The sequence below is a fragment of the Methanomassiliicoccales archaeon genome (assembly GCA_014361295.1).
Classification (GTDB): Archaea; Thermoplasmatota; Thermoplasmata; order Methanomassiliicoccales; family JACIVX01; genus JACIVX01.
In genome coordinates, this window is record JACIVX010000001.1 from 392,866 (window position 1) to 409,512 (window position 16,647).

Here is a 16,647-nt window from a genome sequence, read left to right on the forward strand (position 1 = left end):
ATCTTTTGCATCAACTGGAGCATTAGTCACAAGACGTTTAAAGAGAACTTCAAGGTCCTTCTCAAACTCGTTCAGGGCATCACCGTCGATCGATTAAATAGATCTGCGAAACCTGATAGAGCCATAGATACAGGGCGGTAATCATCATTCTAATATCTTTCATTTTCCCCGTCTGCTGACTATCAGCGTGAGAGTTGATCGAATCGCACCTACATGTCTTATTTTCTGAGTGATGAGTCCCTCAAGACTTTCCATCGTTTCGGAATCGAGTTTTGCGACAATGTCATATACACCATAAACCAGATAAATCTCCTTGACTTCGGAGAGTTTTGAAAGTGAATCGATGACTTCACCCTCTTTTCCGATTTCTGTGTTGATCAGTACGATTGCAGTTGGCATTTTTATCGCAAATATATTGCTCTCCTCGCATTATTTATTTTCTTGCCGGCTTTTAATGAGTAAGAAATCCGGCTGGCCCATTTGAGATTTAAATACACAATTTATCGTATATGAGTGAAATTGATAATCATCTAAACGTCTTGGAAAATTGCAAAATGTTGAAGTACTGGGAGAGCCATAAATCACCGTTTAGGATGCAATATGGAGAACACCAGTGCATCATTCGATAATTGTTATTCAACCATCAAAGTTGGAGGCTAATGGGATGGGTGGACAAAATAATGAAGCGAAGAGAATAGTCAGAGAGATCCTCGAAGATTTAAAGCGCGGAAAGAAGGTAGTGGAAGTCAAAGAACGATTCAAACAGGTTTTGTCTCAGATTGATGAAGGCGATATTTCAATCATTGAAGATGCGCTTGTTAAAGAAGGCGTACCGATCGAAGATATCGAGAGATTGTGCGAAGTGCACGTGGCAGTCTCCAGTGAAATATCAGGTCAAAAGCAAATGGTTGGCCCGGGTCACCCAATTTTTATTCTACTAGAAGAACACAAGTATGTGAAAGACGTTGCTGACGAAATTGTTAGACTGCTTCCTTCACTATCAAAAAAAGAAGAAGCGGAGGAAACAGTTGAACGTCTCGCAGAACTTGTGGAACACCTCAAAGAATACAACAAGCATAAGGTCAGGGAAGAGAATGCGCTCTTCCCCGTGATTGAGAAACATGGTGTGACCCAGCCGCCTGCCGTCATGTGGTCGGAACACGATCAGCAGAGAGCTCTCATAAAGAAGATTGCTGCGCTGCTCGAACAAAGGGATGTATTCTCAAAAAATATAGAGGAACTTGCATCTGCGCTTCGTTCTATCTCGGAAATGGTCATGACTCATTTTTACAAGGAAGAAAACATTCTCTTTCCAACTGCGTTGAAACTCATTGATGAGGGCGAGTGGAAACAGATCAAGGAATCGATGGACGATCTGGGATATTGTTACTTCACCCCGAACCAAGCCATTGGAGCTGTTGAGGAGGTAACAGTTGTCAAAGAGGTCAAAGGTGCTGAGGTCACACTCGAGACCGGTACTCTCACGCTCGAGCAACTAGAAGCTATTTTTAGTCACTTACCTATCGATATCACATTCGTCGATGACAAAGACTCAGTTCGATTTTTCAATCAGACCCGCGAAAGGATATTTCCGAGGACAAAGGCGATCATAGGCCGTAAGGTGCAAAAATGCCATCCCCGGAAGAGTGTCGAAGTTGTTGAAAGAATTCTTAACGACTTCAGGACGGGGACAAGGGACTCAGCGAAATTCTGGATTCATCTTGGCGATAAATACGTCCTCATTCAATACCTTGCCGTGAGGGGCAAGGATAACAAATATCTCGGTTGCCTCGAGGTTACACAGGACATCGCGCCTCTCAGAAAAATAGAGGGTGAAAAAAGACTCCTTGATTGATGTCTTCAATAATTAAAAATGAACTAGATTGAGGTGTCGGCTGGACTATTGAGAAATGTCGTCATTAATGAGCGATATTTCTAAATACAGTGATGCATGTAAAAAGATACACGAGGCCCGATAGTTTAGGATGAAGAGAAGAGGGTCAGCTGATCCCCTTTAGGACATGATGAACCCTATGAGTGCAGATCATCGGGCCTCTCATCCGGCCTCGCTAATTATTGTCGGAGTCGCCTCACTGCGATGCGCACACCTGGTGACTCGTTTTCAACCGCGTATCGCTTTTTTGTAATGATCGATACAACCTGAGAGTCGTCAGGAATCAATACCTTAGCTAATCCATCCAAAACTGTCCTGACGAGCTTGTCAACATCAGGCCTTTTTGTATTGAGATTTATCTTCTTCGGGAGACTCTTGGGTCTCTGGAAAACAAATTCAGCTTCGACCTCGTATCCAAAACGTGGATCGGGTGAATAAAATGATATCGCTCTCTTTTCATTCGCGTGCTGCGCTTCTGTTGCGATCCTCAGCTGCCATTTCTTTGTATCCTTGTTGCCATGTATTGTGACAACCCTGTCAATTTTTTTCAGATAATAGGATCGGGTACTTCCCTGAGGCTTGGGGTCTCCGCAAACGAAGAATTCGATGAAATCCTCATTTTCACCTGGACGCAAATAATGATCGATGTCTTCTGCTGGACTCGCCTCATAATCCCGATCTTCCTGTTCATTTTCCTCTTCACGGCCAGCCATCGTGAAGGACACTCAGTTTATCGATTCATTAAATTTTCTATTAAATTGATCCTTTAAAACTATTCATCTTTGACGTTTCTTTCAATGAAAGGTGTTGTCTTGAGAGCAAGCCTCACGGTATCGAGGAGCATAACCGTTCCGATGAGCACGAGAATAAACCCTGCAATCCAGCTCCAAGAATAATCGAATAAAGGAACCCCATTGACATTATTTTTGCTGAATGCAAGAGCTGCAAAAAAAGGCACGTAGGTGGTAAAACAACGAACTGCTATCTTTCTATTTTCAACCGCCCACACGATCAACATCGAAATCGGGAAGATGTAATATCCCATAGCAGTCCTTGGATAAAAAAGGAGAAATGCGACGACAATAACTAAAGCCCCGCTCCAAAAACCGAGTTTTTTCTTTGCAACGTAAAGAATCGAGATTGACAGCGCGATAGCGAGCGTGACTAGAAGAACACTACGAGGAATGGAAAGACCGCCCATCGCCAGAAACCCCCATAAACTATCCCCACCTGCTGGACCAGTCCCTCCCTCAAGAAAATAGTAACTGGGAAAGGCCAAGAATTCATCTGGTACAACAATCAAGAAAGGGATGGAAACGATAATCGAAACGAGGGCGATGATTGCAAGATGGATCAAACGCTCTCGCCACTTTCTTACCGAAAAGAACAAACTTGGATAAAGCATCGCTGAAAACACCTTAGTCCAGATGCCGATTGCGATCAGCGCTGCTGATAGTTTAAAACGCCCGTGAAGAGCCAGAATCGCTGAAAGGAAGAAAAGAAAAACGACGATCGACTCATCCTGTATTCCAAAAGTTGATTCAACTGTTTCAAACGGTACTGCATAAAAGAGAAGCGCGACGGCAAAAGCTTTGTAATCATCCCATTTTCTCAATCCATAATAAAACAAAAGTGCAGTTAAAATCTGAAACGTAGAAAAATAGATTTCGTAGATCCAGTCTTCGCCACCAAATAACTGAGCGGGGAGCATTAGATAAACAATAAGAGGTGGAGACTCGCATCTGATGTCGCGATAAAGCCATCCCCCGTCGAGCACAGTCTGCGTTCGTTCTCTGTAATAAGGTACGTCTGGTGTAGGTCCGACGATCTCCGTTAGTGGCTTCCTGACGATTAGCTGATCCGCGGTGATAAGGCCACCAAGATAAAGGATACCGACCAAAAGGATCACGAATGCTCTTTTCTCAGGTTTGATCGAGCGCAATTTCTCCTGAAGGGCGGCCAGTTTTTTATCCCATTCTTGCTTATATGACACGATTCTACACCTTTCCTTTTTACTTAGATGATTGCTTTTCGATCTGCTATACACCATTTGGCGATCACCGCGGCCCATTTCAACAATCTGTTTTGGTTGTCACGGAGAAAGACGGTTTCTGTCTCGGGGGAAGAGAATCGTTTCCCTGATATTTGGAAGGTTCAGCATTTTTTGAATGAACCGTTCTAGTCCAATCCCCCATCCTCCATGAGGTGGCATTCCATACGCAAATGCATTCAAGTAAAATTCAAAGGATGCGATATTCAGTCCTTTTTTCTTCATTCTCTCAACGAGTCGATCGTACCGGTGCTCTCGCTGACCTCCTGACGCGATTTCCTGACCCTTGTAGTCAAGGTCAAATGAATGAGAGAAAACTGTGCCGTCTTTTTCCATAATATAAAAAGGCTTCAATTTCTCTGGATATTCGATTATCCAATACATCTCATAACCTTTAGACATCATCACCTCACCAAGCAACTTCTCCTCTTCCGTACCGAGATCCTCCCCTTCCTCAATGTCTACACCCTCGGATGATAAAATATCCAGCACCTCGCTATATGTTAGTACGGGATAAGGAGATTTGGGAATACTGACTGGAGCTCCGATCAATTCGATGAGGTCCTTGCAAGAATCAGCAACATGTTTGATCACATATTGCATGCACCCCTCGATTACTTCCAAAACATCGCGTTGGGAGTCAATAAATGCCATTTCTCCGTCAAAACTGATGAATTCAGAGACATGCCTCACTGTGTCAGAAGGCTCGGCACGAAATGCTGGCGCAATTTCGTAAACACGATCGAGGCCCGTTGACATAAGCATTTGCTTGTAGAGTTGCGGACTCTGCGCAAGGTAGGCATTCTTATCGAAATACTGTATGGGGAATAGTGTTGCACCTCCTTCCGCCCCTGATGCAACGATTTTCGGTGTGAAAACTTCAACGAAATCCTTATCCACCAGATATTTGTCGATAAGCTGCATTACAACTGACTTGATCTGGAAAATAGCTCTTATTTCCGGTTTTCTCAGATCAAGGAATCTGTTATTGAATCTTGTCTCCATTTCAACGCCAACTTTATCGACCACTCCCATCGGTAGGGGCGTCATCGCTTTGCTGAGAATCTCACAGCTTTTTGGAATAATTTCAAACCCCATTTTCGCTTGTTTACTTTCTTTTACAATACCGGAGAGTGATATTACAGATTCCCTCGAAATTCCTGTGAGTGTTTCGTACAAATCTGGAGGAGTGTCCTTCTTTCGCATGGCAATCTGAATAACACCATACCTATCCCTCAATATGATAAATGAAATCCCGCCGAGATTTCTGATTTCCTGTACCCATCCCTTGACAACGACTTCTTTCCCTAAATCACTAGTGTTGATCGATCTTGAATTCCTCAACATCGATTGTCCGTTCATCTCAATACCTTGCCGGAAATGTGTTCCCGGAATATATAAATGGTAAAGTCTGCGGGAAAGATCAAAGAAATCTTGGATTGAAAGACATGATTTCCCGGAGAACTTCACAATGCCAGATTTAAATCACAATTTGAACAAAAAACCGAAAACAATAATATCCTTTCGCTCCATACCAAACCTCATGTCTCCGAAAGTAGATATTGATAGGGAAGAATGCACTGGATGTGGCCTCTGCTATAACGACGAGTGTCCAGAAGTTTTCGTTGAAGGTGATGATGGTCTTTCAGATGTCCAGGAAAAATATCGCGCAGGTGAGCCAGGGCAGGGTCAGATTCCAGAAGAGTTAAAAGAGTGCGCAAAAAGAGCAGCAGATGCTTGTCCTGTTAGCGCAATCACGGTGCTGGAAGATTAAATTATCGCATAATTGACCATTTTTATAATTTTATAATGGTAATATCTGGACGGTAAACTCTTTGTTAAACCATTTACCCTGGGCAAACGGTTTTTATTGTTCCCCATCGTAATTCCGTGGCACAATGTAAATGTTTTATACAGACAGTTGTATTTTCGGATTGCAGAGGATTGGGATTGGAAATGGCGAACAAGGTCACTGTTTCTGTTATAAAGGCGGATGTCGGATCGGTTGCTGGACACTCACGTCCTCATCCGAAGATGATGGAGAAATGCAGAGAGACGTTGATGAACGGTGTTAAGGCTGGAGTGATCGAGGATTTTTATGTTACAAGGGTTGGCGATGATATCAATCTCTTCATGTCCCATCGAAGAGGAGAAAACAACAAAGAAGTCCATCATCTGGCCTGGGAAGCGTTTCAGGAGGCTGCAAAGATTGCAAAGGATATGAGATTATATGCTGCCGGCCAGGATATTTTAAAGGACGCGTTCAGCGGCAATGTCAGAGGGGCAGGTCCTGGCGCTGCTGAGATGGAATTCACTGAAAGACCATCTGAGCCAGTGCTGTTTTTTATGGCTGATAAAACTGAACCCTCCTCGTTTTCGCTCCCCCTGACAAGGATTTTCATGGATCCTTTTACCACAACGGGCCTCGTTATCGATCCCCGCGTACATCTTGGGTTCAAATTCGAAATTGTAGATGTGTACGAATCGAAGAAGATTATTATGAGCGCGCCTGAGGAGAGTTATGACATATTGAGTCTTCTCGGCGATACTACTAGATACGCGATCAAGAGAGTTTACAGCAAGATCGATGAGATCGGGATAGCAGCTGTCGTCAGCACAGAGAAACTCAATTTCGCAGCCGGAAAATATGTTGGGAAGGACGATCCTGTTATGATCGTTCGCTGCCAAAGCGGATTGCCAGCTGTGGGAGAAGTTTTACAGCCATTCATGTTCCCGCAGCTCGTAGCTGGATGGATGCGCGGTTCCCATTACGGTGCATGGTATCCATGTTCAGTTGAAGATTCTGATCCCTCATTTTTTGATGGACCACCACGAATCGTTTGCCTCGGCTTCCAAATAAGTAATGGACGATTTCAAGGTGTGGAAGAGCCAGGATCACCCGCCGGTGTCCACACGCCCGTTGACTATTTCGCTGGAAGCGTGTGGGATGAGGCAAGAAGAAGAGCCGTCAGGGTAAGCATCTACATGAGAGGACATGGACCATTCATGCCAGGTATTTTATCTCCAGAGGAAATGGAATATACCACGAAGCCGTCCGTTCTTAAGAAGCTCAAGGAAAGGATGGTCGATGTCGACTAAAATCTCGACACCAGCGATCATCGTCAACTTCAAAACGTACAAAGAGGTGGAGGGTTACCGATCTCTTTCAATCGCAAGAATCTGTCAGGAAATCTCAAAGAGCATGGATGTCTGCATCTCGGTGTGCCCGCCTATCGTCGAGCTCTCATTGGTCGCTTCTTCAGTAAATATCCCCGTTCTATCTCAACATGTGGATCCTATTGATGCTGGGGCACAAACGGGCTGGATTACCCCATCAGGCGTTAAGGCGACAGGAGCAGCCGGAACCTTATTGAATCACTCAGAGAGAAGAATGATCTTTTCAGATATCGCAAAGGCAATTTCTATGTGCAGAAAAACTGGTCTTCAGACCGTGGCCTGTGCGGACACAGCGGATGCGGCGGGCGCGATTGCATTCTTTAAACCAGATTTTATCGCGGTGGAGCCCCCGGAACTTATCGGCGGAGATATATCGGTTACGACGGCTAAACCTGAGGTCGTTACGAATGCCATTAACTCAGTAAGAAAAGTTGACGAAAAAATACCCGTTCTTTGTGGTGCGGGCGTCAAAACGGGAGAAGACGTTAAACAGGCGATCGAACTTGGGGCAGATGGAGTACTACTAGCCTCTGGTATTGTTAAATCCTCTGATGTGAGAAGCGCGCTTGAGAGTCTGATTAGGTATCTTTGAAAATAATTCCCTTCTAGGTGGGGGCCATTTTCTTCGTCTTACCTTCCAATGTCGAAAAAAAAAAGTGCTATGAATGACTTTTGGATCGAAACCATAGAAACTGATCTAAATTAACTGTATACGTCTTAATTAAAATCTGGCTCCTTGCTTCAGATCAATGATGAGAGGCCAAAATTTGTCATTCACCTCAGTCCTCCTCCCCCTCCTAATTCTTGGCCTCTCATCCTCTCAATTGTTGGGTTTATACAATGATCTGATTTTTGAGAGAGATGACAATAAAGTTTACTCAGAATTCTCTCAGGTAGTTGCAGGGATGTACGAGAACAGAGAAAAAACAAATGATACTCCGTTTGATTCGAGAAATTCTTCTTGTTTACTCATTACGGAGATTGCTCCTTCCTTTCTTTCTGAATATCTTGTTATTGGTAATCCCCTCGATGGTGAGATTTCTCTCCTGAACTGGTCAATCTCAGATCGAGAAGGTCAATTGAAATTTGCAATCGACATCATCATCGGAAGAAATGAAGAAATCATTGTAACCTGGAATAAGTCCTCGGTTGAAAACATCTACCCCCAAAAAAGAGTTATTGAAATTAATAGCACCTATTTCAAAAAGTCCGGTCGATTTCAACTGGCTGACACAGGCGATGAAGTTTTTCTTCTTGATCAAGAAGGACATGCCGTTGATGCTATCACATATGGAAATTCTGCATATGCAGGAATTGAGTGGAATGGTGATCCAGTTGCTAAAATAGGAAAAAGAGAGGCCGCGATTAGATATCAGCCCTGGCGAGATACAAACACATCTGCTGATTGGCGAGTTGAGCCACCTGGGCGATCACATCTTTTTGAGATCGAAAGTTCTGGAGTAATCGAGCCATTTTCGGCGCCTGAAGAAGCAAGAACAAGGATTAATCGGGAATTGAAATATGCCACTCGATCAGTGAAGGTGTCCCTTTACGAATTAAATGATAACCTGATTGTTGAAGAGCTTTGCAACTGTTCAAAGAGAGGCTTGGATGTCCGTGTTTTGCTCGAAGGACAACCTGTCGGCGGTTTATCAAGAGATACAAGAGAAAGCGTTATGAAATTGCACAGCAACGGAGTTCAGGTCCATTTTATGAGTTCACATGATGGATTCAAACGATATAGATATCTTCATAGCAAGTATGCCATTTTAGACGATCGAAGGATCATCATCATGTCTGAGAATTGGGTATCGGAAGGGCTCGAGTTTAACAGGGGTTGGGGAGTGACCGTCGAGGATCGAACCCTCGCGTCATATTTCTCCGAAATGTTCAAAGAGGATTTTCGTCTCTCAATGGCAGATATCTGCACTGCTCAAGAATATCTTTCAATTTCTGGAAAACCCGAAATTCACAGAATGGCGGAAGACGCGTGTCAAATGAATTGTTATGAGTCCTTGGACGATATCTCGGTGTTTCGCGGAATCGTAAGACCAATTGTTTCGCCTGATTTCTCTTATGAGCGTTTGATTGACCTCATTAACGGTGCTAAATCAAGAATTCTTATCGAACAATTTTACTGCGATCCTTGCTGGATAAATCACAGTGAAATCATGTCTTCAATTCTTAACGCCGCAAATCGTGGCGTTACCGTGCGGTTCTTGCTCGATTCTTCTTGGTTCAACACACAGAGTGGGAAGGATAATGTCGCAGTTGCCCAGAAGTTGAATGAAATCGCAAAACTATCATCGACTGACTTCGAGACTAGACTTGTCTCGCAGTATCAACCATTTAGGATTCTCCACAACAAAGGGATCATTGTTGACGACACCGTTGTTGTTTCGAGCATGAACTGGGTAGATACTTCATTTTGGGATAATAGAGAAGTTGGTTTGGAAATCGAATCGCAAGAAGTTGCTGAATACTTCGCCCTCTTGTTCTGGAAAGATTGGAGTATCGATCCATATCCTCCAGTTATAAATGTGCCCTGGAAATCGATCAATGTCGCAGCAGGAACCCTTATCGTTTTTGATGCATCGGATTCGCACGACAATTCCAGAATTCTCAAGTATCTATGGGATTTGGGGGGCGACGGGGTCGTTGAGTGGAACGGGACAAAATGGCTAACGACGCTCGACCCGGGAAGAAAAGTTGTCGTTCTCACATTGGTCGATGCCTATAACAACACCGCCAGCATCCTTTTACACGTAAATGTAAAGGCAGTCGATCAGGAAAGATGTTCAAGCGCAGCGATTGGCGCAATGATAACTGCAGGATGCGGAACTACTTTATATTTCATATACAAAAAGATTAAGTCCGCCAGATGAGATAAATGAGATGTTGATATTGAGACGCTTCAACATCACCGATCTTCCTCAGGTTTATGACCTCGCATGCACCGAGCTGAAGGAAAGATACACACCAGAGCTTTTTCTCAATGTCTTTTCTTGCTGGTCTGATGGTTTCATCGTAATTGAGGATAACAGACGGATTCAGGGATTCATTCTCGGCATAACAATTTCAAAAAGAGAAGCAAGAATCCTTATGTTGGCAGTTAAAGACGAAGTGAAGAGAAGAGGACTCGGTACCATTCTTTTTCGAGAATTCTGTTCAAAGTGCGCGATGAGAGGGATTCGCTATATTACATTAGAAGTGAGAAAAAGCAATCTTCCTGCGATCAATTTTTACAAAAAACTGGGATTCGAGATCGCGGGCGAAATCGATCATTACTATTCGGACGGCGAAAGCGCGTACCGGATGCATTTATTTCTTTAATAGAACATCTGATCTTGATCATGATGTTCATTCCAGAAATAATATGGTGAACGTTCCTTCTGAGAAGTCGTGATATCCGCAGACAATCCTCTTTGATACGAACCGTATCGATCTTTGATTTGTTCTTCAACAGGTCTGCAGTGTTTCAACGCCGCTTTGATGTGCTTCTCCTCAATGAGCTTATCGCCGTTGATGATTGCAAGATCGCCCGCGGAACGAATTAAACCTCCAAGTTCTCTTAATCTCAACGTGAGTGCATTGGTCTTTCCATCAATGATCTTTGCTCGCCTTCGTGCCTCGTTGATGATTGCATCAATGGCTGAACGTGATGCATGCGGAATCCTACCGTCGATCGATATTTCCTGCGCAACAAATTGCGCGAGGAGTGCCCTGTTTGTCTCGTTGTCCTCCATGGTCGTTTCCATGAGTATCTCGTATCCATTTCCACTGATCCTCGATCGGAGCGGCGAAAGTATTTGTTCCAGATCCTGAATATTGCAAGCACCGACGAAAATGAAATCGCATGGCACGTTGTCAACCCTGACACTTGCTCCCGCACTTTGAGGATTTCGACCGGAGATCGGGAAGCGCTTTTCTTGCATAGCTGTGAGGATGAATCTCTGCAGGTGTCCGAGGTGTGGTAATTCATCCAGGAAAAGAACACCCTCATGAGCCTCATGGATCGCGCCTGGAACGACCCTCTCGTAAGGCGGGGTTCCCAGAGATGGATGTCCACCATACGGATCGTGCCTCACATCGCCAAGAAGTTCGGTTTCACTCGCACCTGTCGCAAGGACAAACGGATTTCTCTCCAGCGGAACGAGGACTTTTCGCGGACTTATCTTCTCAAATTCTCGCCTTTTTTCCAACGCTTCTTGATCAAGAACGCGGATCATTTCACCGCATCGCTCAAACACAATCACTTCTTCCTTCCCGAGGCGCTTCCTCGTTGTTGTCACCCTATCGTTCATTCCGGGAAGACCAGATATTCCCGCTGCGCCAATTGTCACCTCGAATAGTCCGCCGATGAGATCCCCGAACGGATTTGTGCTCGAGATTTCGCCGATCTTGAGTCGCTGGCACTTGGGACAATAACGATCTTTTGGTGATGAATAAGTGCCGCAATTCTTGCAGCGATAGCCGAGCTTCTCAGCGACGTTGATTGGCGCGTCCTTGGGATCAATGAGTTCGCCTTCTGCAAACTCCCTCGACTCTAATTCCCGACGGACATCCTCTGCCTTTTTTACTTCAACAAACGGTCTCTCAGGATTTTCTGGGTTGTGAACAACGCGGATCTCCTCGGTCGGCCGAGGCAGATGAAGCGCGAGTGCCTGGGCGATCATCGATTTGCCAGTGCCAGGCGGACCGACGAGTAGTAAATGTCTCCGCTGTTTGGCCGCTATCCTCGAAAGCTTGACCGCCTCTTCCTGGCCGATCACTCTCATTAAGGGATCGTTTGGAATCGCTATATCGTATGTTGACTGTATCGAATTGAGATCAGGCTCACGCCTCAGATCAACCTTTTCCTCTATCATCCGCTCAGATCTTCCTTCGTCCACACTTCTATCGATACTGGCTGTTTCGTTACGTTGGCCATTTTCGTGCCAACCACCGTTTGAATCTTCTTTTCTGCAGCAAGATCGAGGATTCTTTGTGTGATGACACCATCAAAAACAATCGCAGCAACATCTTTTATATCTTCCTTTAAAACGTTGACAAGGTCCTTGCTCGGGACTTCTTTGATTACACCCCCCTTATCATCGATAAGGCGAGCATTCAAGGTTGACGAAAGTTCTGCCAGCATTTCTTTATACTTTTGCTGGATCGGAGAAAGCTTCTTGGTATTCTGCGTCTTCCTCTCATCAAAATCATCGCGCTCCGCAAGAATTTCTGGCTTCTCAACCCGCTCGATTTTCTCGAACCGCTCGGTCCTGCTCTGAGGATGATAAGCGCTGTTTGATTGAGCAACTTCTCCACCGAGACCATACATCTCAATGTACTGCTCGGCTGGGATTTTATTTCTTAAACACTTCATGATCTGTTTTTGAGTCAATTCCTCAACTTCTTGACCTCTGGGAGCTCTTGCAACAAAGTCGACCTCAGCAACTTGGAAAAGTTCCCTTAGGATCAGCTCCCCGCCACGGTCGCCGTCAACGAATGCTGTAACAATGCGTTCCTTTGACAGGTCACTGATCGTTTTGGGGATATTTGTCCCCTCGACTGCGATCGCGTTTTTAATACCGGCCCTCAAAAGATTGAGAACATCGGATCGACCCTCCACGACGATGATCGCGTCGGAGTCTGGTACGTTTGGACCGGCGGTCAATCGTTCCTTGCCGTAGTATATGACCTCCTCAGTTTGAACAGACTGACGAACGCTTTCGGTAAGATCGATTCCAGTGCTCTTCGACTGCCTGATAAGATCGGATAATAATTCCTTTGCTCTCTCGATGATCTTTGCCCTTTTCGTGATGCGGACATCTTCGATTGACTCGACATTGATTCTGGCTTTGCAGGGTCCGACCCGGTCAATTGTTTCCAAAGCTGCAGCGAGAATGACCGTTTCGACTTGATCTAGACTAGATGGAATAAGGATCTCTCCTTCGGATTTTCCTTGCCTGGAACTCACTTCCACCTCGATGCGACCAATTCGGCCGCTTTTCTGGAGATCGCGTAAATCCAGTTCATCACCAAGCAATCCCTCTGTTTGACCGAAAATAGCCCCCACCACATCAGGTTTCTCAACGATGCCATCAGCCTGTAATTTAGCTTTTATAAGATACTTAGTGGTGCTGGGATCGATGTTCATTTTGTTCACCTCTTGATTAATCTGGAAAAACAGCGGGCACAATTCTTTTAACACTCTTAGCATTCACTACCTATTAGCGTAGTTGAGCTTTTCCGATCGGGTCTTAACACCCACATTAACCATCCTTTGAAGTATCCTATTAAAGGATATGATGAATGGATGATAGTGATCATTAGAGTCAACAGGCCCTGCCCGTTTTTCCAGCCCTCTACAAATCATGATAGCTTAAATATTTTTCGAATTTGTTTATAGCGGATGACAATTTGAATTCGAAAATTATACATTTTCTAGTATGGGCATCGAAAGCTGGACACTTTCCGATCGACTACGAATAAATTGTCAACTGTCGAGAAAAGGGGTTCGATTGAACTCTCAGCCACCCGAGGCAACTCGAATGATTTGGACTCTATCACCATCTTTCAAGGTCTCAGTGATGGGAATTGGGGTTCGTGATTTGAGAACGATGCACTCGTCTGGAACAAATCCAAAAGACCTCAACAGTTGTTCAACAGTCGAATCTTTCTCGATCTCTACTATTTGTGTGTCCTTTTGCCCATTTCTTCCCAATTCAATCGTAATTGATATTCTTTGATGCATGGAATCTAAGCCAAGATTTGATCAGCTTCGTATAAATCTTTCCTGCTTTCCTAAGGCAGTGTGATTCTCTGCTGGAATCATTTCCCAATGGACCGAGTAAAGATAAAAATAAGAGAAGCGTATTGGCGCTTTAGTAATGCCGAGGTAGCCTAGTCCGGAAAGGCGGTAGCCTCGAGTGTCCTCGGATCGCCGGGTAAGCTACTGGCGGTCACCGCCTCGGGAGTTCAAATCTCCTCCTCGGCGCTTCAAATGCTGGTGAACTCTATCTACCCAGACTCCCTGGACACTTTTATGGCTAGATCTGCTGGGAAGCCGTACTTCGAGAAGTCGAAAAAGAACAAAGACCGCGCTATCTGACTCTACGCTTTTTCGTCTGAGATGTGGTTAAATTGAAGAGAGAGGCGGAAAAACAGAGATTCTCGCTTTTTCGATTCCTCTTGGAAGTCGTAGACAACGATATACGAATGAATCTAGATGGTATCACGTCCAAAGAAGGGATACAAACAGAGCCAGGGAAGACTTCATCCGGAAATGGCATCTCTCCAGGAGAAAAATCAGCCATGCTGGCCAATTTGACCCAGACTGAGAGTATATGGCGGTTTACAGAGAATCGCGTTATGCGCTGGCCGAGGCTTCGCAAGGGACAATGGGGAGCGGTCTTATCGGGCTGTTTGGTCTGGAAGTCTGATGACGTCCCACTGCCCTGGCCATCGAAATAGCTGATGCAGAAGCGATCGGCAAGCTGCGGACAAGCATCGATTATTGATGAAGGTATGCTAATCGAGTGGGAGTTCGAAGAACTGAGGTACGGGATTGGAACAGGGTAGAAGAGGCCAAGAAGACCGCGAGAAGGCAATGCGTGGCTATATTCACTTTCTGATTCAAGGGAGGATTGATGACAAGACCGATTGCTTCGTCATTCCTAATAAGCTAAATGAGGATGCAAAAACTAGAGAGCGGATCAAGTAGACAGGCGCTCAATCCTGCCGGCACAATGACCATCAGCATCTCCAATTAGCAAGAGCCTTTTACTCAGGAACTACTGACGCGGGATGAGAAATCTCAGGCCTCCGGAATACGGGGAGGCGACAGAAAGATCAAGAAATTGTCTCCGGCCTCTATTCCCACCAGAAAGGAGCTAGGTCAATGTTCATGACCCCTGTTGTAGTTGATTCCATGTGAACTCTCAAATGGGAGGAAGGACTTACAAATATCCCTTTCGCTTGCCAATAGCTCACTGATTCATCGGGATAGAAGGTGTACTCGATATAACCATAGTCGTCGTAATTGTAGGAAGGATTCCATCCTGCGCTGGGCAATACCATCACGAAGTACGGCGGTGCTTGGGGCACAACAGGAGTCAACAACGAAATGCTCATCTGGCTGCGATCCCAATGAGTGTATCCTATCTTTATATAAATATAGGTACGAAGGTTTTCATCATACAATAAAAACAGTCCCTCCTCTACCCAAATAGCATCTTCACCTGTGGAATATATTGGTTCAACTGCAGCAGAAGTGGGAAGAACCATTGAAATGAATAGCCCACACAAGACCAAAGCAAAGGTGCCAGTCGCTTTTCTGCTCATGTTTTCCTTCTCCATCACATCCAGAGCATATATCTATTGCAAGTACGAATCTCGAACAAAGACCACAGTATGGTCGGCAATTCTCTCCTCCATCTGGACCCCAAGTATACTCCTTGACTTTCTATTGTTAGCACTATATGAGGTTTTCTTGGAACGCCAGAAGCAAATCGTATATACCTGGAGCCTCCAATTATTGTCGAAATGTCGGAATCCTCACAACGCGGGCTTGCGTTAACTTTATTCTTCGTAATGCTGCTTGGGTCTATAATTTCGGTTTCCTCGCCAACAAATGCCCAAATGAACGAAGTCTCGGGTACTTCATCTCGTTTGGAGCCAGGAGAGGTCTTCTCAGTAAATATGACTATCGAGGATTCTGAGAGTCTGATCCTGTGGTTTTGGGATGCTAATTTGAATGTTTCCATCATGTTTTGGATTGAAACTCCAGATAATAGCACTTATGCATTCAACTCTGAATCCTATGGCATTCCTCAGGCATACGGTTTGCTGGCGCGTCAGACAGGGATTTACACTTTTTGCTGGTGGAATGAAGATGATTGCCTTCCTGTAACGATTTTTTTCATTATCTACACCGTTTTACCCCAGACCCAGTTGATATCACCAGCATCAGGTAGCACCGTTAGGAGCGTTGAACAGGAAGTTCACGGCATATGTAATGGAGCTACCCCGTTAGTCATGATAAGCAGGGATAACACAAGCTTCGTCGCTCTGAAAACCAAGTGGGATTTCATCAACGAGACTACGAGCTGGACAGCGAATCTTTCTCTTTCTCCGGGCCGGAACGATTTCTGGATTAGGGCGACATACTCAAGTGGCGATTTCACTTTCACCAAGTCCGAGTACTTTTATATCTATTTGGACACGCTCTGGTTCTACGATGACCACGGAAAGACCAAGGTAGGCGTTGGGACTATAACCGTGTTAGTGCTGAGTGTTTTGGCGTTGAGCGGAGCGGTGCTTCTAATAAGGCAGAAGAAGAGACGAGGAAAAACTTAGAGGTCTTCCGTAGGTCCGAAAGATGCGTGTGATTAATAGATCCTTTTTCGCGGGGTTACCTAGCTATTTCCTAGCTATTTAGTTGTACGCTGACATGATATCATTTCCATATAAGATGGGTGTACTCATTATCGAGCTTGCTGTTTCGCTAGGTGCAGAAAAGGAGCTATGGAGAAAGAGACCA

The 16,647-nt window shown here is 44.8% G+C and carries 14 protein-coding genes, 1 tRNA gene and 1 pseudogene; 8 read left to right on the forward strand and 8 right to left on the reverse strand.

Going from position 1 to position 16,647, the window contains the following annotated elements:
* Positions 1–159: 159 nt before the first annotated feature.
* Positions 160–399, reverse strand: a complete 240-nt coding sequence (locus H5T41_01985; protein ID MBC7107554.1) for an Lrp/AsnC ligand binding domain-containing protein — start codon at positions 397–399, stop codon at positions 160–162.
* 265 nt (positions 400–664) lie between these two features.
* On the opposite strand from H5T41_01985, the gene H5T41_01990 reads away from it, so the two are divergent.
* Positions 665–1,855 (forward strand): DUF438 domain-containing protein, encoded by a 1,191-nt coding sequence (locus H5T41_01990; protein MBC7107555.1) that lies wholly within the window; start codon positions 665–667, stop codon positions 1,853–1,855.
* Positions 1,856–2,073: 218 nt separating this feature from the next.
* Here the strand turns inward: H5T41_01990 and H5T41_01995 are convergent, their stop codons facing one another.
* From H5T41_01995 to aspS, 3 genes are all read right to left on the reverse strand, one after another.
* A complete protein-coding gene (locus H5T41_01995; GenBank protein ID MBC7107556.1) occupies positions 2,074–2,607 on the reverse strand; it encodes a RusA family crossover junction endodeoxyribonuclease in 534 nt (177 codons plus the stop codon).
* Between the two features lie 59 nt (positions 2,608–2,666).
* Entirely contained in the window at positions 2,667–3,887 is a 1,221-nt protein-coding gene (locus H5T41_02000) for a DUF2029 domain-containing protein (protein MBC7107557.1), read from the reverse strand.
* Between the two features lie 99 nt (positions 3,888–3,986).
* A complete protein-coding gene (aspS, locus tag H5T41_02005) occupies positions 3,987–5,291 on the reverse strand; it encodes an aspartate--tRNA(Asn) ligase (protein ID MBC7107558.1) in 1,305 nt (434 codons plus the stop codon).
* Positions 5,292–5,487: 196 nt separating this feature from the next.
* Here aspS and H5T41_02010 point away from each other — a divergent pair, with 196 nt between their 5' ends.
* The 5 genes from H5T41_02010 to rimI all read left to right on the forward strand — a co-directional run bounded on the left by H5T41_02010 (position 5,488) and on the right by rimI (position 10,454).
* Positions 5,488–5,718, forward strand: a complete 231-nt coding sequence (locus tag H5T41_02010) for a ferredoxin (protein MBC7107559.1) — start codon at positions 5,488–5,490, stop codon at positions 5,716–5,718.
* 182 nt (positions 5,719–5,900) lie between these two features.
* Positions 5,901–7,043: a fructose 1,6-bisphosphatase gene (locus H5T41_02015; protein ID MBC7107560.1), complete on the forward strand. Its 1,143-nt coding sequence runs from the start codon at positions 5,901–5,903 to the stop codon at positions 7,041–7,043.
* Positions 7,033–7,713: a triose-phosphate isomerase gene (tpiA, locus tag H5T41_02020; protein ID MBC7107561.1), complete on the forward strand. Its 681-nt coding sequence runs from the start codon at positions 7,033–7,035 to the stop codon at positions 7,711–7,713. The genes H5T41_02015 and tpiA overlap by 11 nt, the downstream gene beginning before the upstream one ends.
* Before the next feature lie 313 nt (positions 7,714–8,026).
* Entirely contained in the window at positions 8,027–10,006 is a 1,980-nt protein-coding gene (locus H5T41_02025; GenBank protein ID MBC7107562.1) for a hypothetical protein, read from the forward strand.
* Positions 10,007–10,016: 10 nt separating this feature from the next.
* A complete protein-coding gene (rimI, locus tag H5T41_02030; protein ID MBC7107563.1) occupies positions 10,017–10,454 on the forward strand; it encodes a ribosomal protein S18-alanine N-acetyltransferase in 438 nt (145 codons plus the stop codon).
* Here the strand turns inward: rimI and H5T41_02035 are convergent.
* From H5T41_02035 to H5T41_02045, 3 genes are all read right to left on the reverse strand, one after another.
* A complete protein-coding gene (locus H5T41_02035) occupies positions 10,451–11,989 on the reverse strand; it encodes an ATP-binding protein (GenBank protein ID MBC7107564.1) in 1,539 nt (512 codons plus the stop codon). The two genes, rimI and H5T41_02035, sit on opposite strands and share 4 nt — an antisense overlap.
* Positions 11,986–13,263, reverse strand: a complete 1,278-nt coding sequence (locus H5T41_02040) for a DNA primase (GenBank protein MBC7107565.1) — start codon at positions 13,261–13,263, stop codon at positions 11,986–11,988. The genes H5T41_02035 and H5T41_02040 overlap by 4 nt, the downstream gene beginning before the upstream one ends.
* Before the next feature lie 372 nt (positions 13,264–13,635).
* Positions 13,636–13,860 carry a MoaD/ThiS family protein gene (locus H5T41_02045; protein ID MBC7107566.1) on the reverse strand — a complete coding sequence of 75 codons (225 nt, stop codon included), beginning with the start codon at positions 13,858–13,860 and terminating at the stop codon, positions 13,636–13,638.
* Positions 13,861–13,998: 138 nt separating this feature from the next.
* On the opposite strand from H5T41_02045, the gene H5T41_02050 reads away from it, so the two are divergent.
* Positions 13,999–14,103, forward strand: a tRNA-Ser gene (locus tag H5T41_02050).
* Between the two features lie 875 nt (positions 14,104–14,978).
* Here the strand turns inward: H5T41_02050 and H5T41_02055 are convergent.
* Positions 14,979–15,464: a hypothetical protein gene (locus H5T41_02055; GenBank protein MBC7107567.1), complete on the reverse strand. Its 486-nt coding sequence runs from the start codon at positions 15,462–15,464 to the stop codon at positions 14,979–14,981.
* A 917-nt stretch (positions 15,465–16,381) separates the two neighbouring features.
* Between H5T41_02055 and H5T41_02060 the strand changes: the two are divergent.
* Positions 16,382–16,495 (forward strand): annotated as a pseudogene (locus tag H5T41_02060) (hypothetical protein).
* The last annotated feature ends 152 nt before the right edge of the window (positions 16,496–16,647 follow it).